This window comes from Litorivicinus lipolyticus, from assembly GCF_009650135.1.
Classification (GTDB): domain Bacteria; phylum Pseudomonadota; class Gammaproteobacteria; order Pseudomonadales; family Litorivicinaceae; genus Litorivicinus; species Litorivicinus lipolyticus.
Genome location: NZ_CP045871.1, coordinates 2,226,240 through 2,248,672 on the forward strand (window position 1 = coordinate 2,226,240; position 22,433 = coordinate 2,248,672).

General features: G+C 60.0%; 22 protein-coding genes. 11 read left to right on the forward strand and 11 right to left on the reverse strand.

Annotation, left to right across the window (positions count from 1 at the left end; all coding sequences use genetic code 11):
• Nucleotides 1-64: 64 nt before the first annotated feature.
• The gene (locus tag GH975_RS11385) at nucleotides 65-1,288 is read right to left on the reverse strand and encodes an ABC transporter substrate-binding protein (RefSeq protein WP_153714635.1); all 1,224 of its coding nucleotides are present in this window, start codon (nucleotides 1,286-1,288) and stop codon (nucleotides 65-67) included.
• A gap of 117 nt (nucleotides 1,289-1,405) precedes the next feature.
• Here GH975_RS11385 and GH975_RS11390 point away from each other — a divergent pair, with 117 nt between their 5' ends.
• The 3 genes from GH975_RS11390 to GH975_RS11400 all read left to right on the forward strand — a co-directional run bounded on the left by GH975_RS11390 (nucleotide 1,406) and on the right by GH975_RS11400 (nucleotide 2,970).
• On the forward strand, nucleotides 1,406-2,221 hold the full coding sequence (locus GH975_RS11390) for a helix-turn-helix domain-containing protein (RefSeq protein WP_153714636.1): 816 nt from the start codon (nucleotides 1,406-1,408) through the stop codon (nucleotides 2,219-2,221).
• The gene (locus GH975_RS11395) at nucleotides 2,221-2,586 is read left to right on the forward strand and encodes a DUF2306 domain-containing protein (protein WP_153714637.1); all 366 of its coding nucleotides are present in this window, start codon (nucleotides 2,221-2,223) and stop codon (nucleotides 2,584-2,586) included. Before GH975_RS11390 ends, GH975_RS11395 begins: the two co-directional genes overlap by 1 nt.
• A gap of 111 nt (nucleotides 2,587-2,697) precedes the next feature.
• Complete coding sequence (locus GH975_RS11400) at nucleotides 2,698-2,970, forward strand: hypothetical protein (RefSeq protein WP_153714638.1); 273 nt, start codon at nucleotides 2,698-2,700, stop codon at nucleotides 2,968-2,970.
• On the opposite strand, the gene guaD is transcribed toward GH975_RS11400, so the two are convergent.
• The 8 genes from guaD to GH975_RS11440 all read right to left on the reverse strand — a co-directional run bounded on the left by guaD (nucleotide 2,967) and on the right by GH975_RS11440 (nucleotide 13,369).
• Nucleotides 2,967-4,211 carry a guanine deaminase gene (gene guaD, locus GH975_RS11405; protein WP_153714639.1) on the reverse strand — a complete coding sequence of 415 codons (1,245 nt, stop codon included), beginning with the start codon at nucleotides 4,209-4,211 and terminating at the stop codon, nucleotides 2,967-2,969. The two genes, GH975_RS11400 and guaD, sit on opposite strands and share 4 nt — an antisense overlap.
• The gene (gene xdhC / locus GH975_RS11410; protein ID WP_153714640.1) at nucleotides 4,208-5,002 is read right to left on the reverse strand and encodes a xanthine dehydrogenase accessory protein XdhC; all 795 of its coding nucleotides are present in this window, start codon (nucleotides 5,000-5,002) and stop codon (nucleotides 4,208-4,210) included. The genes guaD and xdhC overlap by 4 nt, the downstream gene beginning before the upstream one ends.
• Entirely contained in the window at nucleotides 4,999-7,257 is a 2,259-nt protein-coding gene (gene xdhB / locus GH975_RS11415; RefSeq protein ID WP_153714641.1) for a xanthine dehydrogenase molybdopterin binding subunit, read from the reverse strand. Before xdhB ends, xdhC begins: the two co-directional genes overlap by 4 nt.
• Nucleotides 7,254-8,666, reverse strand: a complete 1,413-nt coding sequence (gene xdhA, locus GH975_RS11420) for a xanthine dehydrogenase small subunit (protein WP_170272639.1) — start codon at nucleotides 8,664-8,666, stop codon at nucleotides 7,254-7,256. The genes xdhB and xdhA overlap by 4 nt, the downstream gene beginning before the upstream one ends.
• A gap of 118 nt (nucleotides 8,667-8,784) precedes the next feature.
• Nucleotides 8,785-9,849 (reverse strand): BMP family ABC transporter substrate-binding protein, encoded by a 1,065-nt coding sequence (locus GH975_RS11425; protein ID WP_153714643.1) that lies wholly within the window; start codon nucleotides 9,847-9,849, stop codon nucleotides 8,785-8,787.
• 18 nt (nucleotides 9,850-9,867) lie between these two features.
• Nucleotides 9,868-10,797, reverse strand: a complete 930-nt coding sequence (locus GH975_RS11430) for an ABC transporter permease (protein ID WP_153714644.1) — start codon at nucleotides 10,795-10,797, stop codon at nucleotides 9,868-9,870.
• A complete protein-coding gene (locus GH975_RS11435; protein WP_153714645.1) occupies nucleotides 10,794-11,855 on the reverse strand; it encodes an ABC transporter permease in 1,062 nt (353 codons plus the stop codon). Before GH975_RS11435 ends, GH975_RS11430 begins: the two co-directional genes overlap by 4 nt.
• On the reverse strand, nucleotides 11,852-13,369 hold the full coding sequence (locus GH975_RS11440) for an ABC transporter ATP-binding protein (RefSeq protein WP_211365815.1): 1,518 nt from the start codon (nucleotides 13,367-13,369) through the stop codon (nucleotides 11,852-11,854). Before GH975_RS11440 ends, GH975_RS11435 begins: the two co-directional genes overlap by 4 nt.
• A 121-nt stretch (nucleotides 13,370-13,490) precedes the next feature.
• On the opposite strand from GH975_RS11440, the gene GH975_RS11445 reads away from it, so the two are divergent.
• The 3 genes from GH975_RS11445 to GH975_RS11455 are packed head-to-tail and all read left to right on the forward strand — an operon-like array spanning nucleotide 13,491 to nucleotide 16,063.
• Nucleotides 13,491-14,843 carry an 8-oxoguanine deaminase gene (locus tag GH975_RS11445; RefSeq protein WP_153714646.1) on the forward strand — a complete coding sequence of 451 codons (1,353 nt, stop codon included), beginning with the start codon at nucleotides 13,491-13,493 and terminating at the stop codon, nucleotides 14,841-14,843.
• 3 nt (nucleotides 14,844-14,846) lie between these two features.
• Entirely contained in the window at nucleotides 14,847-15,656 is an 810-nt protein-coding gene (locus tag GH975_RS11450) for a DUF1338 domain-containing protein (RefSeq protein ID WP_153714647.1), read from the forward strand.
• The gene (locus tag GH975_RS11455; protein ID WP_153714648.1) at nucleotides 15,653-16,063 is read left to right on the forward strand and encodes a TIGR01244 family sulfur transferase; all 411 of its coding nucleotides are present in this window, start codon (nucleotides 15,653-15,655) and stop codon (nucleotides 16,061-16,063) included. The genes GH975_RS11450 and GH975_RS11455 overlap by 4 nt, the downstream gene beginning before the upstream one ends.
• Here the strand turns inward: GH975_RS11455 and GH975_RS11460 are convergent.
• Both GH975_RS11460 and GH975_RS11465 read right to left on the reverse strand, forming a co-directional pair.
• Nucleotides 16,060-16,470: a DUF6691 family protein gene (locus GH975_RS11460; RefSeq protein ID WP_153714649.1), complete on the reverse strand. Its 411-nt coding sequence runs from the start codon at nucleotides 16,468-16,470 to the stop codon at nucleotides 16,060-16,062. The genes GH975_RS11455 and GH975_RS11460 overlap by 4 nt on opposite strands.
• Nucleotides 16,467-16,895, reverse strand: coding sequence for a YeeE/YedE family protein (locus GH975_RS11465; RefSeq protein WP_153714650.1), 429 nt, complete (start codon nucleotides 16,893-16,895; stop codon nucleotides 16,467-16,469). The genes GH975_RS11460 and GH975_RS11465 overlap by 4 nt, the downstream gene beginning before the upstream one ends.
• A gap of 78 nt (nucleotides 16,896-16,973) precedes the next feature.
• Here GH975_RS11465 and GH975_RS11470 point away from each other — a divergent pair, with 78 nt between their 5' ends.
• From GH975_RS11470 to GH975_RS11490, 5 genes are read left to right on the forward strand one after another with little or no spacing between them, the layout of a single operon-like run.
• On the forward strand, nucleotides 16,974-17,831 hold the full coding sequence (locus tag GH975_RS11470) for an MBL fold metallo-hydrolase (protein WP_153714651.1): 858 nt from the start codon (nucleotides 16,974-16,976) through the stop codon (nucleotides 17,829-17,831).
• Entirely contained in the window at nucleotides 17,828-19,492 is a 1,665-nt protein-coding gene (locus tag GH975_RS11475; protein ID WP_153714652.1) for a SulP family inorganic anion transporter, read from the forward strand. The genes GH975_RS11470 and GH975_RS11475 overlap by 4 nt, the downstream gene beginning before the upstream one ends.
• Before the next feature lie 47 nt (nucleotides 19,493-19,539).
• Nucleotides 19,540-20,847 (forward strand): aminotransferase class I/II-fold pyridoxal phosphate-dependent enzyme, encoded by a 1,308-nt coding sequence (locus tag GH975_RS11480; protein ID WP_153714653.1) that lies wholly within the window; start codon nucleotides 19,540-19,542, stop codon nucleotides 20,845-20,847.
• Entirely contained in the window at nucleotides 20,844-21,608 is a 765-nt protein-coding gene (locus GH975_RS11485; RefSeq protein ID WP_153714654.1) for an ABC transporter ATP-binding protein, read from the forward strand. Before GH975_RS11480 ends, GH975_RS11485 begins: the two co-directional genes overlap by 4 nt.
• Before the next feature lie 30 nt (nucleotides 21,609-21,638).
• Entirely contained in the window at nucleotides 21,639-22,361 is a 723-nt protein-coding gene (locus GH975_RS11490; protein ID WP_153714655.1) for a transporter substrate-binding domain-containing protein, read from the forward strand.
• Nucleotides 22,362-22,433: the final 72 nt, after the last annotated feature.

Genomic DNA, 22,433 nt, shown 5'->3' on the forward strand with positions numbered 1-22,433 from the left:
CGTCCGTGTGGAGGAAATTGCAAGAAAAGCAGCCAGCCTGGACTGGCCGCTTCGGTCTATCGATCTACTGGTATGCGCGCTTCATCACACGGTCCAGGTTTTCCAAGATCGCCGCGCGGCGATCGGGCTTAACCATGTATTCCTGGAAGCCGTCCATGCCCGCTTTGGCCATTGCAGCCGGTGCGTCACGGTCATAGAACTGAGCCAGTGCATAGGCACCCGACAGCATCTCGAAACCGGCGTTCAGGTAAGGGTCGTCGTTAACCTGCGCAGCCGATGACGGCGGCAACTGGCCCAAGATTTTGTTCATCTCGGTCTGGACCATGGGCGAGGCAATGTGCGCCAAGAACTTCTTAGCGTCATCGACGTTTTTAGCACCGGCCGGGATAAAGAAGGCATCCGCCGGGGCGTCTTCGGCCATCGGCAATCCCTTGGTGATTTCCGGGAACTGGAAGAAACCTAACTGGTCTTCGGTCAGGCCGGCTTCTTTGAAAGGTGCCACCGCGAAGTTACCGATCAGGTACATGGCCGCGTCGCCCTGAACCATCGGTGCCATGCCTTCCTGCCAGTTGTAGGTGGCGTGGTTTTCGATGAAGTAGCCGTTGTTAACCAGCTCGTCCCAACGATCGAAGGTCGCCTGGACGCGTGAATCCGTGTACGGCACCTTGCCCGCGGTCAGGTCCATGTGGAACTCGTAGCCGTTACTGCGCAAGTTCAGGTAGTCAAACCAGCCGCCCGTGGTCCATTTGAATTTAGATCCAATGGTGAAAGGCGTAATGCCGTTTTCCTTGAGTGTCGCGCTGGTCGCCAACAGTTCATCCCAGGTTTCAGGGACCTCTGCGCCAACCTTGTCAAACAGGTCCTTGCGGTAATAGATGCCCCACTGGTAGTAGCTGTACGGCACCATGTATTGCTTACCGTCGCGGCTCATAGTGGCTTGAGTGCTGGCCATTTCTTTGTCCAGGCCCTCGGCAGCCCAAACGTCGCTGATGTCCATGAACAAGCCGGCATCAACAAAGGGCGCCATGCGGTTACCGGGGTACCAGGTCGCGACGTCAGGTGCATCGGCCGTCAGAAAGTTACGGATGCGAGTTTTGTAACCTTCGCGGTCAAAGTTGTTCCACTCCACCGTGACGTCAGGGTTGGCGGCTTTAAAACTATCGATTGCGTACTCGAAGGCCGCTTTCGGTGCAGGGTTTTGGTCGTCAGTGTTGATAACCAGAGTGCCTGCGTTAGCGCCACCGGCCATCAAGGCTGCGGCCGCAAGTGCGGTCAGTTTCTTATTCATGGGTGATCCTCGTTTATTCTTTTGGGTGTTACCTCACGACTATGCGCCCAAAGGGCATTGGTCACTTCCGAATAAAGCAGGTACGCTTCCGAAAAAATAACCTCGAGGTACCACCCCGTGCTCGACTACGCACCCGGCCCCGGCTTTAGCGTTCAACGCCACACCCCAGTCGTAATGGATCGTAGCCACACCCACGCCCACCTCGAAGTGAACTTTTTAACCGGCGCTCGCATGCTCTATCAAACCCCACAAGGCGAGGTCTGGGTCGAGCCGAACCAGATCACCTTGTTCTGGGCTCAATTTGATCACCAGGCCGTGATCGTCGAAGGCCAGGGCGAAATCATTAATATTAACCTGCCACTGGATTCACTCAGCCAGCTGCAACTGCCGATCGAGTTCTTGGCGCGCCTGTTTCGCGGTGACATATTGTTTGCCAAGGACCAGGCCAGTTTCGACCGCCCGCTATTTCGCCACTGGCACGCGGACTGGACGTCGGCGGTGCAATGGCGCCAGCAGCAAACCGTACAGGAAGTCGGCTTGCGGATCCGGCGCATGGCCATGGCCCACATCCAAAGTCAGGGCCTGCAGACCGCCTCGCCCCCGGACTTGGTGCGCATCCAAAAAATGCTCAACTTCGTGTTCACACGCTATTTGGATGCGATCACGGTCGACCAGGTCGCCGCCTCGGCCGGATTGTCTGTCAGCCAGGCCCGGCGTATTTTCCAGCGGCTATTGGATTGTGGTGTACACAGCTTTATCCGCCGACTACGGCTGTCCCATGCCCACCGAATGATCGTGCGCAACGAAAAACCGGTGACTGCCATCGCCCTTGAAGTGGGTTTCAATTCCTTGAGCGGCTTTTACTCGGCCTTTACCGACGAATACGGCCTCCCCCCCGGCCAAGCCGGCGCCCGCACACGGACGCTGTCGTAGTGGCGTATTCTAACGCTTGGCTGATCTGGCATGCGCTGCCGGCGGCGGCGGCGGTGATCGTCGGCGCCGGCGTGTTGCTGGCGGCAAAAGGCACCGCGCGGCACAAAGGCGTCGGCCGTTTGTGGGTCGGGTTAATGCTGTGGGTTGCCGCCAGCTCATTTGTGTTGGCCGATCACTTTAGCTGGATTCATCTATTGTCCGGCTGGACCTTGCTCAGTTTGACGCTGGCAATAATCGCCATTCGCCGCGGCCACCGCCGCGCCCACCAACGCCATATGCTCGGTTGTGCTGGCGGACTGTTGATCGCCGGCGCCCTTGCGGTTTTGACCCCTGGGCGCTTAACCGCGGGCCTATTTGGGCTCTAGCCCAGGTTGACCGCAGCCGATTTCTTGACGCTCGAAACTGCGACCTAAGGGCAGATTAGGCGGCGCACCAAGCACTAGACTGTCGATCCGCTTAAATTCAGGGGGATTGTTATGGACCAGACCACGTTTATTCATGATTCGACACAGGCTACTCGCAAGGTGCAGGCGCTGCTGCAACAATTGATTGCCCACCGCGGCCAACCCGAATCCATGCACGCGCTGACCCCGCACGCGACACAATGCCTGCAACAGCTGTTCGAATTGTCCGAAGCGGCGGGACGCCATGACTGGCCAAGCGAGAGTTTGGACGAGGCCAAAAGCACCCTAATCAAACACTTCCCATCGCTGCTGACCCGCGACGATCCGGCCTGGAACGACGTCTAGGCCAGGTAGGTTTGAACCACGTGCCGGTCGTCGGCCAAGATAGCGGTCGCAAATAGCGCCTCGCGCAGACTATCGGCACGCGCCACGCGCTGCGCCAATACCGGTGATTGCGCCGGGTCAATCACAATCAGGTCGGCCTCAAACCCGAGCGCCAAATTGCCCACGTTGGCCCAACCCAATGAGCGCGCGGCGCCCAGCGTCGCGCTGTACCACAACGGCTCGATATCCAACGCCCGTCCCGTCATGGCCGAGACCTGATAGGCCGCTTTCATGGTCGCCAACATAGAAAATGAGGTGCCCCCCCCCACATCCGTGGCCAGCGCTATCGATTGCCCAGCCTCCAGCAAGGCCTGAAACTCAAACAGCCCAGACCCCAAAAACAAATTCGACGTCGGGCAGTGAACCAGCGCCGCACCGGCGTCTTTGAGCACCGCCCGCTCGCGCTCATTCAAGTGAATCGCGTGGCCAAACAAGCTGCGAGCGCGCACCAGCCCGGCATCTTCATAGACGCCGACATAGTCCTGTGACCCCGGAAAGAGCTGCTTAACCCAGTCAATTTCCGCACGATTCTCAGACAAATGGGTCTGCAGCGCGACGTCCGGGTAGCAGTCCCATAAGGCCGCACAGGCGGCCAGCTGCTCGGGCGTCGAGGTCGGCGCAAAGCGCGGCGTCAGCGCGTAGTCCAACCGATCAACGCCGTGCCAGCGCCGAATCAGGGATTCGCTATCGTCGTACGCAGACTGGGCGGTATCGGCCAAGGCTGGCGGGCAATGCCGATCCATCATGACCTTGCCGGTCATAACCCGGTGGCCGCGGGCCTGCGCACTGGCGAACAAGGCGTCGGCCGAGACCGGGTGCACGGTCGAAAAAACCGCCGCTGAGGTGGTGCCGTTGCGGGTTAATTCATCCCAAAACGCGTCCGCTTGAACCCGCGCATAGGCGGGGTCATGGAAGCGCATTTCTTCCGGAAAGGTGTAGTCCGTCAACCATTCCAGCAACTCGCGCCCATGACTGGCGATCACCCCAAGCTGGGGATAATGCACATGTGCATCAACAAAGCCGGGTAATACCCAGGCATCACCATGGTCCGTCAGCGGTGCATCCGGGTAGTCCGCGCGCAACGTCGCCAACTCACCCAGTGCGACAATACGGCCGCCATCGATCGCGACCACACCACGCCGGTGCGAGGTGAACTGGCGGTCGTCATCGAAACCGACCAAATGGCCCTGGATTAACTTCATTGGATACGACTCGTCGGCAGCTGGGATAAAAGCTTCGGCATCATCGCATGCAGCAACGACAGTGCAACCACTGGCGGTGACTTATCACCCAAGCGTTGCCCCACCGGGCACTCGATTACGCTCGCATCAAGGCCGTCTTGGATCAGGCGTTTACGAAATCGGGCCGCTTTGCTATCTGAACCGATCACGCCCAACCAGGGCACGCCGGCGCCGGCCAAATAGTGCCGACACCAGTCCAAATCCTGTGAGTGTTCGTGGGTCATAATCAGCACCGCGTCCGGGATCTGATCGCTTGCGTCCGCGCGCACATCGACCCCGTCCGGCCACTGCCAGTGGCGCCATTCGGCGCGCGGCTCGATCACTTCCACCGTCACCGGCATGTCGACACACAGCCGCGCCAAAGCGCGCGCCACATGCCCGCCCCCGTGCACACGCAGCACGGGCAAGGGCGGCCGCGCCAACCAACGACGGCCAGACGGCAACACCACCCAGTCCGGCTCGCTGTCCAGCGCTGCGAGGTGCACAAACTCGACTTCAACGTAGCCACCACAGCACTGATCAATGCCGGGGCCTAAGTGAAACGCCCGGGTGTCGGCACCCTTCAACTGACGTGCGTGGGCGATGCTCTGAAATTCCATGGCGCCACCGCCAATGGTGCCCAGTACGCGGTCGGGGTAAACCAGCATCCAGGCACCAAGGTCGCGCGGACGCGAGCCCATGGCCTCGACGATCACAGCCAAGACCGCGCCATCCGCGCCTGACTCGGCGCGCGCGCCATCCCAGTCCGTCATCGCAGCCAACAGTTCAACAGCCGCTCCGGGGTCGCCGGTGCATCCAAGCCCGGGTAGTCTCGGCCACTGCCTTCGAGCGCATGACTGAGCGCCAACCAGGCCGAGATGCCCAGCATCAAGGGCGGTTCGCCGACCGCTTTGGAGCGCTTAATGGTCAGTTCACGGTTACAGCCGGGGCCGTAAATAGACGCGTTCATCCGTAGCGGACGGTCCGATGCACAGGGCACCTTGTAGGTCGAGGGCGCGTGCGTCGCCAACCGCCCAGACTCGGTCCATACCAACTCCTCGCAGGTCAGCCAGCCGGCGCCCTGGACGTAACCCCCTTCGATCTGGCCCAAATCGATGGCCGGGTTGAGCGAACGCCCAACATCGTGCAACAGATCCGCACGCACCAACCGCGACTCCCCGGTTAGGGTATCGACCCAGGCCTCGGTCACCGCAGCGCCGTACGCAAAATAATAAAACGGGCGGCCATCGGCCTTGTCTCGGTCCCAATGGATATCCGGCGTCGCGTAAAAGCCGGTGGCCGACAAGCTGATCCGGCCCAGGTAGGCGGCCTGGACCCAGTCAGCAAATCCGCGTTCGCCCGCCGGTGTGCAGATACGATCGCCCGCCCACTCGACCTGGTCGGCCTGGCAGCCGTCAGTGGCCGCAATAAAATCCGTCAACCGCCGGCGCAGCGTGTGGCAGGCATTAGCCACCGCCATGCCATTCATGTCAGCCCCGGACGACGCCGCCGTAGCCGAGGTATTGGGCACCTTGTCGGTTTGGGTTCGGGTGAGCCGGATACGGGTCGGATCGATCGCCAGCGCGTCGGCCGCGATCTGGCGAATTTTGGTGTACAGGCCCTGGCCCATTTCGATGCCGCCATGGTTGACCTGAATCGAACCGTCACTGTAGATGTGAACCAGCGCACCGGCCTGATTCAGGTGCGTGGTGGTGAACGAAATGCCAAATTTCACCGGCGTCAACGCGATGCCTCGCCGAATCATCGGCCCGGTTTCGTTGTGCCGGTTAATCGCAGCCCGGCGCTGGACGTAGTCCGAGTCCGTCGCCAGTTGCTGCATCAGCGCCTGGATAACGCCATCGTTAACGTTCATACCGTAATGCGTGCGTTGACCCGGGGTCGGCCCATCACGATAGGCGTTGCACAGTCGGACGGCCAACGGGTCGAGCTGCAAATGGTGCGCGACCTGGTCGATTACACGTTCCATCCCGACCATTCCTTGCGGCCCGCCAAAACCGCGAAACGCAGTCGCACTGACGGTATGAGTGCGGTAACGCAGGCTATCCACACACAGATTTTCAATGTGATAAGCGTTGTCGGCATGGAACATGGCACGATCGGCAATCGCGCTGGACAAGTCCATGCTGTTGCCACAGCGCACGTGATGCGTCATCGCCAGGCCCAAAATGCGGCCCCGGTCGTCAAAGCCGACGCGGTAGTCGATCCGGAAATCGTGACGCTTGCCGGTCATGCGCATGTCGTCGTCACGGTCCATCACGTACTTGACCGGCACCCCCAAGCGCTGAGCCGCCAATGCGGCCACCGCGGCCGGGTAGTTGCCCTGGGTTTCCTTGCCACCGAAACCGCCGCCCAATCGGCGCACAGCCACATCAATCAAGTGATCCGCGACGCCCAATACCCGGGCCACCACGTGCTGAACTTCAGTTGGGTGTTGGGTCGACGAGACCACCTCAATCGCGCCCTGCTCGCCGGGCAACGCCAATGCCGCCTGACCTTCTAGGTAAAAGTGGTCCTGCCCGCCCAGCTCGAACGATCCGTCCAGCGCGTGCGCGGCCTGGGCAATCGCCGACTCGGCATCGCCGGCGCTCATCCGATACGGTGCCTGGATCAGCTGATTCGCCGTAATCGCATCGGCCAAGCTAATGACCGCCGGGCGCGGCTGATAGTCGACCACGGCCGAGCGCGCGGCCTCCAGCGCCACCAACCGGGAAGTAGCCACGACCGCGGCAATTTGTTGCCCTTCGTAGATCACCTCGCCGTCGGCAAACAGGGGGTCATCACCGGCGATCGGACTGACATCATTTTTACCCGGGATATCCGCCGCCGTCAGTACCGCCACCACCCCGGGACAGGCGCGCAGCGCCTCCACATCGATCGCATCGATGCCGGCGTGGGCATGGCGACTTAGGACCGGTGCACAGTGCAGGGTGTTGGCCGGCACTGCAATGTCATCCAAGTAGGTCGCGGTGCCGGCGACGTGCAATTCGCCACTGTCGTGATGACTCATATCCCACCCTCCAAGTCAGCCACACTCAGCTCGGCCAAGTTCAGCGGCTGCAGGCCCTGCAGCGCCAGCAACGCCCGTTGCACTAAGCCCTGCCCGGCGTGCAACCGATAAGCCGCTGAGGCTCGCATGTCCGACAGCGGCGTGACGTCGTCGGCCAAGCAGCCCACCACAGAGGCCGCCTGCGCCGGCTTCAGGCCCGTCAGCGCTGCCTCCAAGGCCGGCGAGCGCACCGGCGTGCCGGCCATGCCGCCCCAGGCGACAATGGGATCAACGATCCGCTCATCGACCAGCGCACAGCTAAAGCCGAGACTGACCGCGGAAATGTCCTGATCGAAGCGTTTGGACAGTTTGTACGATCGAAAGAACCGGTCCCCGCGCGGTATCCGAATCCGCGTCAGCAGCTCATCCGCGGCCAAGTCCTGGCGCCCATATTCAATAAAGAAGTCGTCCAGCGCCAGCCAGCGATCACCACCGGCCCGTTCAAGCCTGATGTCAGCGCCCAGCGCCATCAGCGCAGGCGGGCTGTCACCAATCGGTGAGCCGTTGGCGATATTGCCGCCCAGGGTGCCGACCGCGCGCACCTGGGTCGAGCCGATACGGCGAATCATTTCTTGCAAGCTAGGCCAGTCCCCGAGGTGCTCCAGCGCATTGGCGTAGGTCACCATGGCGCCCAATTCGATCGCCTGGTCCGTGACCGTCACCCGCTGCAATTCAGCGACCCGATCAAGCTGGATCATCTGTTCGAAATGCTGGTGGCGTTTGGTCACCCAAAGCCCGACATCGGTATTGCCAGCCACGATTTGGGCCGCCGGGTAGTCGCGGCGCAATTCCAACGCCGCCTTCAAGTCGCCCGGCTGGAAGCGCTCGGCCGGCGCATCCAGCGTGGCCAGGGCGTCGCTGACACTGGCTTTTAAGCGGGCTTCCCAGTCCGCAGGCGGCAACACACCCAGCCCATCGGCGACGTCCAGCAAGCCGCCGTAACCGGTACATCGGCAGAGGTTGCCGGCCAACAAATCCATCGACTGCTGGCGCGATTGTGGCGGCTTTGCGTGCGCGCCGTACCACAGGGACATTACGAACCCGGGGGTGCAAAAACCGCACTGACTGGCGTGCGCATCGACCAGCGCTTGCTGCAGCGGGTGCAACCGCACGCCGTCGGCCACGCCTTCGACAGTGAACAGGGCTTTGCCGTTCAACGCCGAGGCAAACTGGATACAGGTATTGACCGGTTTAAATTCGACGGCGTCGCCACGGTGTTCGGCGATGACACAGGTGCAGGCGCCACAGTCGCCCTCGGCGCAGCCCTCTTTGGTGCCACTCAGGCCTTGGGCGCGCAGCCATTGCAGGGTGGTCATTTGCGGGTCGCTCAGCACGAGCTCGGTGGGGACTTGGTTGACGAGTGTTTTCATTGGAGTTGTCATGCTCCCAGACTATGGAATAGCAGGGCCTGGGCCAAGCTCAAATTTTACTAAAAACAGTCAAAAAAAAGCCCCGCACAAGGCGGGGCTTTTGCAATCGTCTAGCGGATTACTGGGGTAAAACGCCGTCGATGCCTTCGACATAGAAGCCCATGCCAAGCAAAGTGCCGTCGTCGGCTACTTCGCCGTCAGCCAACCAAGCACTACCGTCTTGCTTGTTGATCGGGCCGGTGAAGGGGTGCAGGGTGCCGTTTGCGATGTTGTCGCGAACTTCCAGTGCACGCGCCTGCAATTCAGCCGGTACAGCCGCGCCGAACGGTGCCAAGGCAACCATCCCGGTGTTGAAACCACCCCAGGTGTCGGTGCTAGACCATGAACCGTCCAACGCCTTACCGACTTGCTGAACGTAGTAGGGCGCCCAGTCATCGATGATGCCGCTAAGTTGTGCATTAGGACCGAAGTTAGCCATGTTGCTGGCCTGGCCGAAGGCAAAGATGCCCTGCTGTTCAGCAATCTGCATGGGTGCACCCGAATCGGTGTGCTGCATCAATACGTCCGCGCCTTGGTCGATCAGCGCTTTGGCCGCATCGCCTTCTTTGCCCGGATCGAACCAGCTGTTAACCCAAACGATCTTCATTTTGACGTTGGGGTTAACTTTTTTGGCCGCCAAGTAGGCTGCGTTGATACCACGCACGACTTCAGGAATCGGGAAAGAGGCGATATAGCCAATGGTGTCGGTCTTGGTCATTTCGCCGGCGATAGTGCCGATAACCGCACGGCCTTCATAAAAACGTGAGCCGTAAGTGGCGACGTTTTCAGCGCGCTTAAAGCCCGTGGCGTGCTCGAACTTGACGTTCGGGAAGCGTTTGGCGACTTTTACGGTCGGGTTCATGTAGCCAAAGCTGGTAGTGAATACCATGTCGTGGGACTGGGCCAACTGCGTGATCACACGCTCGGCATCAGGGCCCTCGGACACACTCTCAACAAAGGTGGTTTCCACTTTATCGCCATATTCGGCTTCAACCGCCAAACGACCGACGTTGTGCTCGTACGTCCAGCCACCATCAGACACCGGTCCAACATAAACAAAACCGATCTTTAACGGATCTGCGGCCAAAGCCGACACGCTCATTAGCGCAGCCGCACCCGCGGCCATCCATTTAGTTAATTGCATGCTTGCTTCCTCGTTTGATTAACGGGTGACCTTAAAGATCTTCCCAAGTGAGCGCGGTGCGCCCTGTTGTGCCCCTATGGCGCGTGCCGAAATAACCGTCAGCACCACAATTGTTGCCAGGTACGGCAACATAGACAAAATCTGTGATGGGATTGCAATCCCAAAACCCTGAACGTGCAGCTGGATAATCGTAATACCACCGAATAAATAAGCACCCAATAATACGCGACCTGGGCGCCAGGATGCGAACACCACCAACGCCAATGCGATCCAGCCACGCCCCGCGGTCATATTTTCAATGAACAGCGGCGTCTGGACCACCGACAAATAGGCCCCGCCCAACCCCGCCATGGCGCCACCAAACAGCACCGCGCCCATACGAATCGCCACCACGTTGTAACCGATCGCATGGGCCGCATCGTGATCATCACCGACCGCCCGCACAATTAACCCGGCGCGCGTGCGCTTAAAAAACCAGATCAGGGCAATGGCCAGTGCAAGCGACACATACACCAGCGCGTCATGCGAAAACAGCAGCGGCCCGACAATTGGCAAGTCGCTGAGTACGGGAATGTGTACCTTCGGAAAGGCGCCGGCCGACAGGCCGACGTATTGACTGCCGATCAAGGCCGATAGCCCCAACCCAAACAGGGTCAGCGCAAGCCCAGTGGCGACCGCGTTGGCATACAAAAACAACGTCATAATGCCAAACAGCAGCGCCATGCCCAAGCCTGCCAGGGCCGCAAACGCAAACGCCATGATCGGCGGGAAGCCGGCAATTATGCAGCCAAACCCAACCACGGCGCCCATGATCATCATGCCCTCGACACCCAGATTCAAGACCCCGGCGCGTTCGCTGACCAGTTCACCCAGGGCCGCAAATACGAGCGGCGTTGAGGCGATAATAATGGACTGAAAAGCCGAGATTAAAAAACCGAACTCACTCATGCGCGCGGCCTCCAACGGATCCGGTAGTCGCTGATGACCGCGGTCGACAGCAGGAAAAACAACAACATGCCTTGGAACACGCCGGTCACCGCATTGGGCAGCCCCAGCTCGATTTGAGCGGTTTCACCGCCCATGTACGAGAGCGCCATTAGCAACCCCGCAGGGACCACACCGAGCGGATTCAAACGTCCCAAAAAGGCCACGATAATCGCCGTAAAACCGTAACCAGGGCTGATTACCGGGACCAACTGACCGACACTGCCCGAGACCTCCATCATGCCCGCCAGCCCAGCCAGCGCACCGCCCAGTACAAAGCTCAACCAGACCAAGCGTTTCGAGGAAAAGCCGGCAAAGCGCGCGGCATTAGGCGCCACACCTTGGACTCGCAACTGGAAACCGAGCATATGCCGGGACAACAAAAAGGTCGTGATCGGGGCAATAATCAAGGCCATGATGAAGCCTAAGTGCGCCCGACCCTGCTCAAACAACACCGGCATCAGCGCGGCATCATGAAACAGCCGACTTTCAGGGAAGTTGTAGCCATCGGGGTCTTTCAGTGGCCCGTGAACCATCAAACTCAGGAACAATCCGGCGACGTAGGTCAGCATCAAGCTGGATAGAATTTCATTGGTGTTAAAACGCGTTTTCAACAGCGCCGGTATCGCGCCCCACAGTGCGCCGCCGACGATACCCGCCAGCATCATCGCCGGGATCACCCAGACCGATTCGACGTCGTAAAGGGCAAGCGCCATGGCACCGCCAAAGACGCCCCCCATCACCAGCTGGCCTTCGGCGCCAATGTTCCAAACTCCGGCGCGAAAGCCAAGGCTCAGGCCAATGCCGATCAAAATCAGCGGGGTCGCTTTGAGGAGCAGCTCCGACACGCCATAAACCGAGGTCAGCGGCTGCACAAAAAACACCCGCAAGGCTTCGATCGGCGATTCGCCGAGGACCCAAAACATGATGCCGCCGCCGATCAGTGTCAGCGCGATGGCAATAAAGGGCGACGCCCAGTCCAGCCAAGCGCGCCGCGTTTCCCAGGGTTCTAAAACGATCATACGGCGGCCGCTCCTAGCATCATTTCACCGAGCTTTTGAGCGCTGGCATCGGCCGCGTCAATGGTGTCGGACATTTGGCCCAAATAGAGCGCGCCAATTCGAGTCGATATTTCCAACAGCTCATCCAAGTCTTGGCTAATCACAATCACCGCGGTGCCGCGCGCGGCCATGTCCACCAGCGCCTGGCGGATCATCGCGGCGGCGTGCGCATCGACGCCCCAGGTCGGCTGGCACACAACATAGACCTCGGGGGTCTGAAGTACCTCGCGGCCGACCACGAACTTTTGCAGGTTGCCGCCGGACAGCGACGCGGCATAGGTCTCGGCGCTTGGCGTTTTAACGCCAAAGGTCTGTATAACCTGCTGGGCAAAGTCGGCGGCCGCAGCTGGGTTAATCAGCTGCGACGGCGCCAGGTGCTGACGTTCGCGGGCTGACAACAGGGTGTTTTCGGTCAGGCTGAAACTGGGCACCGCGGCATGTCCAAGGCGTTCTTCGGGTGTTCCGCATAGGCCACGCTGGCGGCGCACCGAGGGGCCGTCGGTGGTGACATCCACCCCGTCCAGCTCGATCCGCCCAGAGCCCAGCGTCCGCTCGCCCAACAGCGCTTGAATCATGGCGTCCTGGCCGTTCCCGGCGACCCCGGCCACACCCAAAATTTCACCGCCTCGGGCCTCAAACGACAATCCTCGCAGGCCAACACCGAATGGGCTTTCGCTGGCCAATTCCAAGCCGTCGGCGCGCAACCGAACCGGACCCGCGTCGGCGCTTTGGGCACGCTGTGCCGGCACCAAGCGCTCGCCTAACATCAGCTCGGCCATACTGGCGGCGCTTTCTTGGGCCGGCTGGCAATGCGCAACCACGCGACCACCGCGCAATATGGTGGCGTGATCACACAGCGTTTTAACTTCGTCGAGTTTGTGGCTGATGTAGAGCACGGAGCAGCCTTCGCTGCGCAGGCGATTGAGGGTTTCAAACAGCCGTTCGACTTCTTGGGGGGTCAACACCGAGGTCGGCTCGTCCATGATCAGCAAGCTGGGCGATTGCAGCAACGCGCGTACAATTTCAACGCGCTGGCGCTCGCCGACGCTTAAGTCGCCAACGGCCCGGCGCGGGTCCAGCGGCAGCCCATAGTCGTGACTAATTTGCGCGACCCGGTCATTCAAATCACCGCGCGCCAATTCAGGCGGCACACCCAGCGCGACGTTTTCAGCAACGGTTAGGGCCTCGAACAGCGAGAAGTGTTGAAACACCATGCCAACACCGGCGTCACGCGCCTGGGCAGGTTTGGAGGGGGCAAAGGGCGCGCCGTTGAATTGCATGACACCCGCATCGGGGCGCATCACGCCGTATATCATTTTGACCAAGGTCGATTTGCCGGCGCCATTTTCGCCCAGCAACGCATGTATTTCACCGGGTGCGACCGTAAAGTCGACGGCGTCGTTGGCCAGCACGCCCGGGAAGCGCTTGCTGATGCCACTCAGGGTCAATCGAGAGTCTGCGGGAAGTTGGCCCAAAGTCGCTGTCCTTGCCTACCGATTAAAGCTGAATGCTACCGAAAGCGGCACCCTGATTCACCCAAATTCTAACAATCCCGATGGTAAACTGCCGTTTACTCAAACAAAACCCGAGCACGACATGAGCCCAACCCTGCGCATCGACAATCTGCACACCCTGGTCACCATGAACGACGACGGCGATGAATTGCATGACGTCAGTCTGTACCTGCGCGGTGCACAGATCGCAGCCATCGGACCGCGCGCAGGCATGCCCGATGCCGATCGCGTCATCGACGGGCGCGGCAAAATCGCCATCCCGGGACTGGTCAACACCCACCACCACCTTTATCAGAACCTGACCCGAGCGGTACCCGGCGCGCAGGATGCGCTGCTGTTTGATTGGCTAAAAACCCTATACCCGATTTGGGGTCGCATGCGCAGCGAGCACATTTGGGTCTCGACCCAAATTGGCCTGGGCGAGCTGGCCCTGTCCGGCTGCACCACCAGCTCGGACCACCTGTACATCTACCCCAACGACTGTCACCTGGGCGACAGCATCGAAGCGGCGTTGGCACTGGGGGTGCGTTTTCATCCGACCCGCGGCGCCATGAGCATTGGCGAGTCGGACGGTGGGTTGCCACCGGATGCGCTGGTCGAAAATGAGGACGATATTTTACGCGACTGCCAGGACATGGTGGCCCGATATCACGACCCTTCGGCGCTGTCGATGACCCGGGTCGGCTTGGCACCCTGCTCGCCGTTTTCGGTGTCGCGGGAACTCATGCGCGATGCCGCACTGCTGGCGCGCGAGTTGGGCGTCGGGCTGCACACCCACTTGGCCGAAAACAACGAAGACATCGATTATTCACTGGAAAAATTTGGCGTTCGGCCCGGCACCTATGCCGAAGAACTCGGCTGGATCGGCGCCGACGTCTGGCACGCCCACTGCGTCAAATTGGACGGCGGCGAAATCGACCTGTTTGCCCGCACCGGCACCGGCGTCGCCCACTGTCCGTGCTCGAACATGCGTCTGGGCAGTGGCATCGCCCCGGTCCGCGCCATGCGTGATGCCGGTGTCAAGGTCGGCTTGGGGGTTGACGGCAGCGCTTCAAATGACGCCGCGGACCTGTTTAACGAGGCGCGCCAGGCGATGCTGTTGCAGCGCGTTAACTTGGGGGCCGATGCCATGAGCGCGCGCGAAGCCTTGCGCATTGCCACCCGCGGTGGCGCCGAGGTGCTTAACCGCCCGCAACTGGGGCAACTGCAAGTCGGTTTCGCGGCTGATTTTGGGCTGTATGACATTGACCAAGTGGCCGGCGCCGGCGATTGGGATCCCGTCGCCGCCTTGGTGCTGTGTGGGCCGATGCGTCCGCAGCACCTGTATATCAACGGTCAGCCCATAGTCGAGGACTATTGCCTGACCCGGGTTGACTGGGACACACTTAAAACTCGGCACAGCGCACTGTGTCGCGAACTGGCACAGGGAACCTAGCGAATGACTTGCGATCAATTTTTCCAATCGTTGTGGGCCCAATTCGTGCCCGTCACGCCCCAGGCAGAGCACATCCACGCCCTATTGAGTGCGCGCGGCGATCACATTCACAATGACCACGTGGCGTTTCGGACCTTTGCCAACAGCCCCGTCGACATGGCCCATTTAGTGCCGATGCTCAAACGCTTGGGCTATCGACACCATGAAGACTACGATTTCAGCTCCAAGCATTTATCGGCGTCCAGCTTTTTGCATGCCGAGGACCCTGGCGCGCCAAAAATTTTCCTTAGCGAGCTGCACGACGACCGCTTAAGCGCGCAAAATCACGCCCGCGTGCGCGCACTGGTCGCGCAAATTCCCAGCGATTTCGTCGCCGGCCCCGAGGCATTTTTCGGCGCGCTGCCATGGTCACCGCCGACTTTCACGGACTACCAAGCGCTTGCCGATGAAAGCGAATACGCCGGCTGGTTGGCGGCGTGGGGATTGCGCGCCAACCACTTCACGGTCGACGTCAATCGCCTAAGCTCACTGAGTTCGATACAGGCGGTCAACGCGTTTTTAATCGACCAAGGATTTAGCCTGAACCTGTCCGGCGGCGCCATTAAAGGCACCCCGGCGGATTTGCTCGAGCAATCATCGACCATTGCCGATAGCGCCACCGTCAGTTTCGCCGACGGCGCACACACAGTGCCCAGCTGTTTTTACGAATTCGCATTGCGCCACGCGGACGCCAGCGGCAATCTATACCCAGGGTTTGTGGCGGCTAACGCCAACAAGATTTTCGAAAGCACCGACAGACGGAACCTAAAATGATTATTCGCACACTGACCCACGACTTTAGCGTGGCCGACCAAATCACCCAGGACGACTTGCCAACGCTGATCAGCAGCGGCTTCAAGTCGGTTATTTGCAATCGACCCGACGCCGAAGGCGAAGCCCACCTGGGTCAAATCGAGGTTGAGGCTGCGTTAACCGAGGCCGGCATCGAGTTTCGCTACCTGCCGGTTAACGGCGCCGCCATTACCGAGCTGGATGTCGCCGAACAGGCGGCACTGGTGAATGAGCTGCCCAAGCCGCTATTGGCCTACTGCCGGACCGGCACCCGGTGCACCAAGTTATGGGCATTGGACCCGGCGCGCACCGACTCGGCCGACCAACGCATCGCCAGCGCTGCCGCCGCTGGCATCAACATCGAAGATCTGCGCGGGCGACTCGGCTAAGCCGCTCCGACCCGGTCGTGTGCCCACATGGCCGCCAACATCGCGGCCACGAACAAGCCCGCGTCGGCGGGCTGCAACAACAAACTGGCCAAGGCCGGACCCGGGCAAAAACCGCCCAACCCCCAGCCGGCGCCAAACAGCGCGCTGCCAACCAGCAATGGCCGATCAATCGCACCCTGCATGAATTCGGTCCAGGGCTGGCCGAGCAAGGTGTTGCCACGGCGCGCCAACCACCAATGCCCAACAAAAGCCACCGGGATGCCGGCACCCATCACAAAAATCAAGCTTGGGTCCCACTCACCCGCCACATCCAAAAAGTTCTGGACCTTAGCTGGATTGGTCATGCCAGCGACGACTAAACCCGCTCCAAACAGGGCCCCCATGATCAAACCAATAAAACCGGTCATAGCGACACCCCCATTAAATGTTTGACCACAAAGACCGTCACCACTCCGCTGCCAACAAAGGTCAGGGTGGCGACAATTGATCGAATTGAAAAACGCGAGATCCCGCAAATACCGTGACCGCTGGTACAGCCCGACCCCATGCGCGTGCCCCAGCCCACCATTAAGCCGGCCACCACAATCGCCCAACTCGGGGCCGCATCAAAGCCATGATCAACCCAACCACTGGCCATAATCAGTAGCGGCGCTGCGATTAAGCCGATCAAGAACATCAAGCCCCAGCGACCGAACCCAAAGTCGCCGCCCAGCGCGCGTCCAACAATGCCACTGACGCCGGTGACTTTGCCCAAGCCAACAAACCCGAGCGCAGCCGACAACCCGATAATCGCGCCCCCTAGCGCAGACAGTCCTGGTGTAAATTCCGTCATAGTACGATTTCTCTTTTGCCAAGAATAAATATTGGTTATAAGCTTATAACAAATTGAAATATGCAGGGAAGTATTATCATGTCGAACCCATCAGTACGCGGCTATTTTGACCCAGCAACCTGGACCGTGACTTACCTAGTCAAGGACCCCGACAGCCACCACTGCGCGATTATCGACAGTGTTCAAGACTACGACCCCGCCAGCGGCCGAACCAACTTCGAGCACGCCGATGCATTGATCGAGCGGGTGCGAAGCGAAGGCCTGAGCGTCGATTGGATTTTAGAAACCCACGTCCACGCCGATCATTTAAGTGCCGCCCCCCACCTGAAAGCCGCGCTCGGCGGCCAGGTCGCCATCGGCGCCAACATCGACAAGGTACAGAGTATTTTCGGCCCCCTGTTTAATGCCGGCCCTGAATTTGCCACCGATGGCCGCCAGTTCGACAAACTGTTGAACGAAGGTGACCAAATCGCGATTGGCGGGCTGACCCTAACCGCCATGCACACACCGGGCCACACCCCCGCGTGCATGAGCTACCTGATCGGCGATGCGGTATTTGTCGGCGACACCTTGTTTATGCCTGATTTTGGTACCGCTCGCTGCGATTTTCCCGGCGGTGATGCCAATACTCTGTGGACCAGCGTTGAAAAACTGATGGCCTTGCCGGCGTCGACCCGCGTCTTCACCGGCCACGACTATGCACCCGGTGGCCGCGAGGTGGCGTTCGAGAGCACCGTTGGCGAACAAAAATCCAGCAACATTCATTTGCAACAAGACCAAGCCGCCTTCGTGGCCATGCGCGAAGCCCGCGACGCGAGCCTGGCCATGCCGACCCTGATCCTGCCGTCGGTGCAAACCAACATGCGCGCCGGTGAACTGCCGCCCGCTGAAGACAATGGCGTGCGTTACATGAAGATCCCGTTGAACGCCGTATGATGTGGTGGTCCAGCTATACCCGCGACAAAGCCCGCGACGATGGACTGGCCGCGGTCATCGTGACCGTGATGCTGATTCCGCAGTCGTTGGCCTACGCGTTGCTGGCCGGACTGCCCCCACAGATCGGACTGTATGCGTCGATCTTTCCGTTGATCGGGTATGCTTTGCTGGGGTCCAGCATGACCTTGGCAGTCGGGCCGGTAGCCGTGGTCTCGCTGATGACCGCAGCCGCGGTTGGGCAGGTCGCCCAGGTCGGCACCCCGGAGTACATCGGCGCCGCGGTTTTACTGGCACTGATGAGCGGTTTATTCCTGCTGGCCCTGGGCCTGGTGCGCGCGGGATTTATCGCCAATTTACTGTCGCACCCGGTCATCAGTGGCTTTATCAGCGCCTCGGCGGTGTTGATCGCGATCAGCCAGCTTAAACACCTGTTTGGAATCGAAGCCAGCGGCCACTCCCTGCTCGAACTCGGGGCTGATTTAATTGCCAATTTAGGCAACACCAATGCCACCAGTTTGCTGATTGGCCTCGGCTGCGTGGCCTTCCTGTTTTGGTCGCGTTCGAAACTTGCAGCGCTGCTGGTGGGGTGGGGCGTCGGCGAAGGCAATGCCGCCCTGGTCACGAAAATGGCCCCCATGTTGGCGGTCATCGCCACGACGCTGGCGGCCTGGGCCTTTAACCTGGGCATCAAGGTGGTCGGCGTGGTCCCGGCTGGACTGCCGTTGCCATCCATCCCGGACATCGATTTGGGCCTGGCCCGAGACCTGATTGGACCGGCGATTCTGATCAGCCTGGTCGGGTTCGTCGAATCGGTCTCGGTCGGGCATACCCTGGCCGCCAAGCGCCGCGAAAAAATCAACCCGACGCGCGAATTGATGGGCCTTGGATTGGCCAACATGGCCAGCGGCGTCGGCGGTGGTTTCCCGGTGACCGGTGGCTTCAGCCGCAGCGTGGTCAACTTTGATGCCGGCGCACGCACCCCCATGGCTGGCGTTATCACCGCGCTGCTGATTGCCCTGACTGCATTGTTTTTGACCCCGCTGTTTACTTTCTTGCCCAAAGCCGTGCTGGGGGCCACCGTGATCGTTGCGGTGCTGTCGCTGGTCGACATCGGCGCCATGGTGCATGTCTTTAAGTATTCACGCGCCGACTTTGTGGCGCTGGCGCTGACCGTCATCGCCGTTCTGACGGTCGGTGTCGAGGCCGGTATTTTGGTCGGCATTGGCTGCTCAATCCTGGTGTTGCTGGCCAAGGTGTCAAAGCCACACATCGCCGAAGTCGGCCAAATTGAGGGCACCGAGCACTACCGCAATGTCTCGCGCCACCCGGTGATCTGTGGAGCCGAAACCGCGGCCATTCGGTTCGACGAGCGGCTGCATTTTCTAAACGCCCACCGGCTCGAAGAAACCGTCGCCGATCTACTCAGCCGGCCCGGGTTAAAGCACCTGATCCTGAATTGCTCGGCGATCAATGACGTCGACGCATCCGGCTTGGACGTATTGGAGGCGATCAATGCCCGCCTTAAAGACGCCGACATCAGTTTCAACCTGTCCGAAGTTAAAGGCCCAGTGATGGATAAGCTGACCAAGTCGCACCTGATCGAAGAGCTGCATGGCCGGGTGTTTTTGAGCCATCACGACGCGAGTTCGAGCCTCGCCTAGGCCTCGGGGGCATGGTAAATTGCGCGCCTAACTGAAAAGAGCGCCGCATGACCCTAATTTCCGAGCAACAGATCGCCGACACCAAAGCCCGCTATGGGATTGAACAATTGGAGCGCGCCTCCATTCGCCAGTTGGTGATGATGGTCAGCGACCTTGAAGCCTTGAGCGGCGTCGATTTTGTGCGCATGGAGCTGGGCGTCCCAGGCTTGTCGCCGGCGCCGCAAGCCCGCGCCGCCGAGCACGCCGTGATTGATTCGCCGCTACTGGCGCAATATCCGGCATTAAATGGCAACCCAAGCCTGCGCCAAGCGCTGTCACAGTTTTTCAAATCGTTCATGAATGTAGACGTGCCGGCGGACAACTGCATCCCGACCGCCGGCGCCATGCAGGCCAGCTTGGCCGCGTTTTGGTTGGTCGCCAATTTGCACCCCACGCGCACTAAAATCCTGTTCTTGGACCCTGGATTTCCGACCCAAATTCAGCAGGTTCAGAGCCTGGGCATCGCCTATGAGCGAGTCGATGTGTTCGCCCAGCGCCCACGCCGAGTCGCCGATCAGATCCGCCCCTATTTGGAAAACGGCGACATCGCCGGGATCGTGTATTCAAACCCCTCGAACCCGGTCTGGAATTGCTTGGCACCGGAGGAACTTGAGGAAATCGCCGCCCTGTGCGACGCCCACGAGACCATCGCACTGGAAGACCTGGCCTACTTTGGCATGGACTTTCGGGTCGACTACAGCCACCCCAACCAGCCGCCCTACCCGCCCAGCATGGGCCACTACACCCACCGCTGCATTCAAATGTTTTCCGGCTCCAAGCTATTTAACTACGCCGGCCAGCGAACCGGCGCCGTGATCATACCCGAGACGCTGATGGCCATCGAAAGCGAGCAACTAAAGGCCCGCTTCGGCTACGCCTCGCTTCGCAATGCTCTGTTGTTTGGTGTTATCCAGCCGACCACCGCCGGGCTATGCCAGTCGGCCCAAGCCGGCTTTGAAGGCGCGCTGCGCGCTATGCTGGATGGCAAGTGGAATCCGCTGATTGAAGCGCGCGCCTACGAACAGCGCGCGGTTAAATTGAAGGCCGCCCTGAGCGCACACGGATTTGAGCTTTTGTATGACGCCGACGGTGACACCCCGATTGCCGACGGTTTCTATTTTGCCTTTGGCCACCCGGCCTACCCGGACGCGGGACTGGCACAGGCGCTGATTGAATTTGGTGTCAGTGCGACGCCATTGACCGACGCCGGCGCCCACCACAAACACGGTTTACGCGCCTGCGTTGGACTGATGACGGACGACGACTTACACCGCATCGTCGGTCGCCTGGCTGCCTTCCAAGAGGCCCATGCATGAGCGATCCGATCCTGTCCCTAAAAGGCATCCATAAAAGCTACGGCGACCTGGAGGTGCTCAAAGGCATCGACATCACCGCCCACAAAGGTGATGTGATCGCGCTGATCGGGTCATCTGGGTCGGGCAAGTCGACATTAATTCGCTGTGCAAATTTGCTCGAAGTACCCCAGCAAGGCGACATTATTTTCAAAGGCGATGCGTTACGCTGGACCGAAAAACGCGGCCAACGCGTGCCGGCCGATGACGAACAGGTTCGCAATCTGCGAACCCACCTGAGCATGGTTTTTCAACAGTTCAACCTGTGGTCTCACATGACCATCTTGGACAACGTTATCGAGGCCCCGGTGACGGTGTTGGGACAGGCGCGAAATGACGCAGCGTCAAAAGGCCGTGCACTGCTGAAAAAAGTCGGTATCGGTGACAAGTGCGACCAATACCCGGCACAACTGTCCGGCGGCCAACAGCAGCGCGCGGCGATTGCCCGCGGCCTGGCCATGTCGCCCACTGCGATGCTGTTTGATGAACCCACCAGCGCACTGGATCCGGAGCTTGAAGCCGAAGTGGTCAAAGTCATCAAAGATTTGGCGCGCGACGGCACCACCATGATTATTGTGACGCACGACATGAAACTTGCGCGCGACGTAGCAAATCACTTAATTTTCCTGCATCAGGGCCAAATCGAAGAACAAGGTGTTCCGAGCGACGTACTCGATCATCCTAAATCGGAGCGCTTGCAGCAGTTTTTGAGCGCAACCCTGTAAATCTGATCATCAACCATAGGTAGAACACGAATGAAAAAAGCGTTAATTGGCGCACTGGCCGCTGGCCTGTTCGCAGTACCGGCCTTGGCCGACACCGTTCGCATGGGCACCGAAGGCGCCTACCCTCCGTACAACTTTATTAATGACGACGGCGAAGTCGACGGCTACGAGCGTGAAGTGGGCGATCTGTTGTGTGAAATCGCAAAACTGGACTGCACCTGGGTCAAGAACGACTGGGACAGCATCATCCCGAACTTGGTTGGCGGTAACTACGACACCATCATCGCCGGCATGAGCATCACCGCCGAGCGCGACGAAGTGATCGACTTCACCCAGGCGTACCTGCCGCCGGACCCGAGCTTTTACGTGGCCATGGCCGGCGCCGACGCTAATGTCATCAACGGCATTGTTGCGGCACAGACCAATACTATCCAAGCCGGCGAAGTGGCTAAATCAGGCGCAACCCTGGTTGAGTTTGCATCACCGGACGAAACGGTTGCTGCGGTTATGAACGGCGAAGCCGACGCCGTATTGGCCGATGGCGCATTCTTGCAGGAAGCGGTTGACGCTTCTAACGGCGAACTCGTGATTGTTGAGAAAGTTCTGTTGGGCGGCGGCATCGGCATTGGCGTACGCGAATCAGACGGCGAATTGAAAGCCCAATTCAACGCGGCAATCGACACCATTAAGGCGGACGGTCGTTTGAACACCCTCATCGTCAAGTGGTTCAGCGAAGAGCAAGCGGTCTACTAAGGCCGAAAACGTCAGAAGGCCCCCGCGTGGGGCCTTTTTTCGTTGATCCCTATGTGTACAGATCCTAGCGCC

Coding starts and splice junctions, on each gene's coding strand:
- GH975_RS11430 (WP_153714644.1), bottom strand. CDS start 10,797: ATGAGTGAGTTCGGTTTTTTAATCTCGGCTTTTCAGTCCATTATTATC.
- GH975_RS11385 (WP_153714635.1), bottom strand. CDS start 1,288: ATGAATAAGAAACTGACCGCACTTGCGGCCGCAGCCTTGATGGCCGGT.
- GH975_RS11470 (WP_153714651.1), top strand. CDS start 16,974: ATGTCGAACCCATCAGTACGCGGCTATTTTGACCCAGCAACCTGGACC.
- GH975_RS11460 (WP_153714649.1), bottom strand. CDS start 16,470: ATGACCGGTTTTATTGGTTTGATCATGGGGGCCCTGTTTGGAGCGGGT.
- GH975_RS11400 (WP_153714638.1), top strand. CDS start 2,698: ATGGACCAGACCACGTTTATTCATGATTCGACACAGGCTACTCGCAAG.
- GH975_RS11475 (WP_153714652.1), top strand. CDS start 17,828: ATGATGTGGTGGTCCAGCTATACCCGCGACAAAGCCCGCGACGATGGA.
- GH975_RS11455 (WP_153714648.1), top strand. CDS start 15,653: ATGATTATTCGCACACTGACCCACGACTTTAGCGTGGCCGACCAAATC.
- GH975_RS11450 (WP_153714647.1), top strand. CDS start 14,847: ATGACTTGCGATCAATTTTTCCAATCGTTGTGGGCCCAATTCGTGCCC.
- GH975_RS11435 (WP_153714645.1), bottom strand. CDS start 11,855: ATGATCGTTTTAGAACCCTGGGAAACGCGGCGCGCTTGGCTGGACTGG.
- guaD (WP_153714639.1), bottom strand. CDS start 4,211: ATGAAGTTAATCCAGGGCCATTTGGTCGGTTTCGATGACGACCGCCAG.
- GH975_RS11485 (WP_153714654.1), top strand. CDS start 20,844: ATGAGCGATCCGATCCTGTCCCTAAAAGGCATCCATAAAAGCTACGGC.
- GH975_RS11445 (WP_153714646.1), top strand. CDS start 13,491: ATGAGCCCAACCCTGCGCATCGACAATCTGCACACCCTGGTCACCATG.
- xdhB (WP_153714641.1), bottom strand. CDS start 7,257: ATGAGTCATCACGACAGTGGCGAATTGCACGTCGCCGGCACCGCGACC.
- GH975_RS11465 (WP_153714650.1), bottom strand. CDS start 16,895: ATGACGGAATTTACACCAGGACTGTCTGCGCTAGGGGGCGCGATTATC.
- GH975_RS11490 (WP_153714655.1), top strand. CDS start 21,639: ATGAAAAAAGCGTTAATTGGCGCACTGGCCGCTGGCCTGTTCGCAGTA.
- GH975_RS11480 (WP_153714653.1), top strand. CDS start 19,540: ATGACCCTAATTTCCGAGCAACAGATCGCCGACACCAAAGCCCGCTAT.
- GH975_RS11425 (WP_153714643.1), bottom strand. CDS start 9,849: ATGCAATTAACTAAATGGATGGCCGCGGGTGCGGCTGCGCTAATGAGC.
- xdhA (WP_170272639.1), bottom strand. CDS start 8,666: ATGAAAACACTCGTCAACCAAGTCCCCACCGAGCTCGTGCTGAGCGAC.
- xdhC (WP_153714640.1), bottom strand. CDS start 5,002: ATGACGGACTGGGATGGCGCGCGCGCCGAGTCAGGCGCGGATGGCGCG.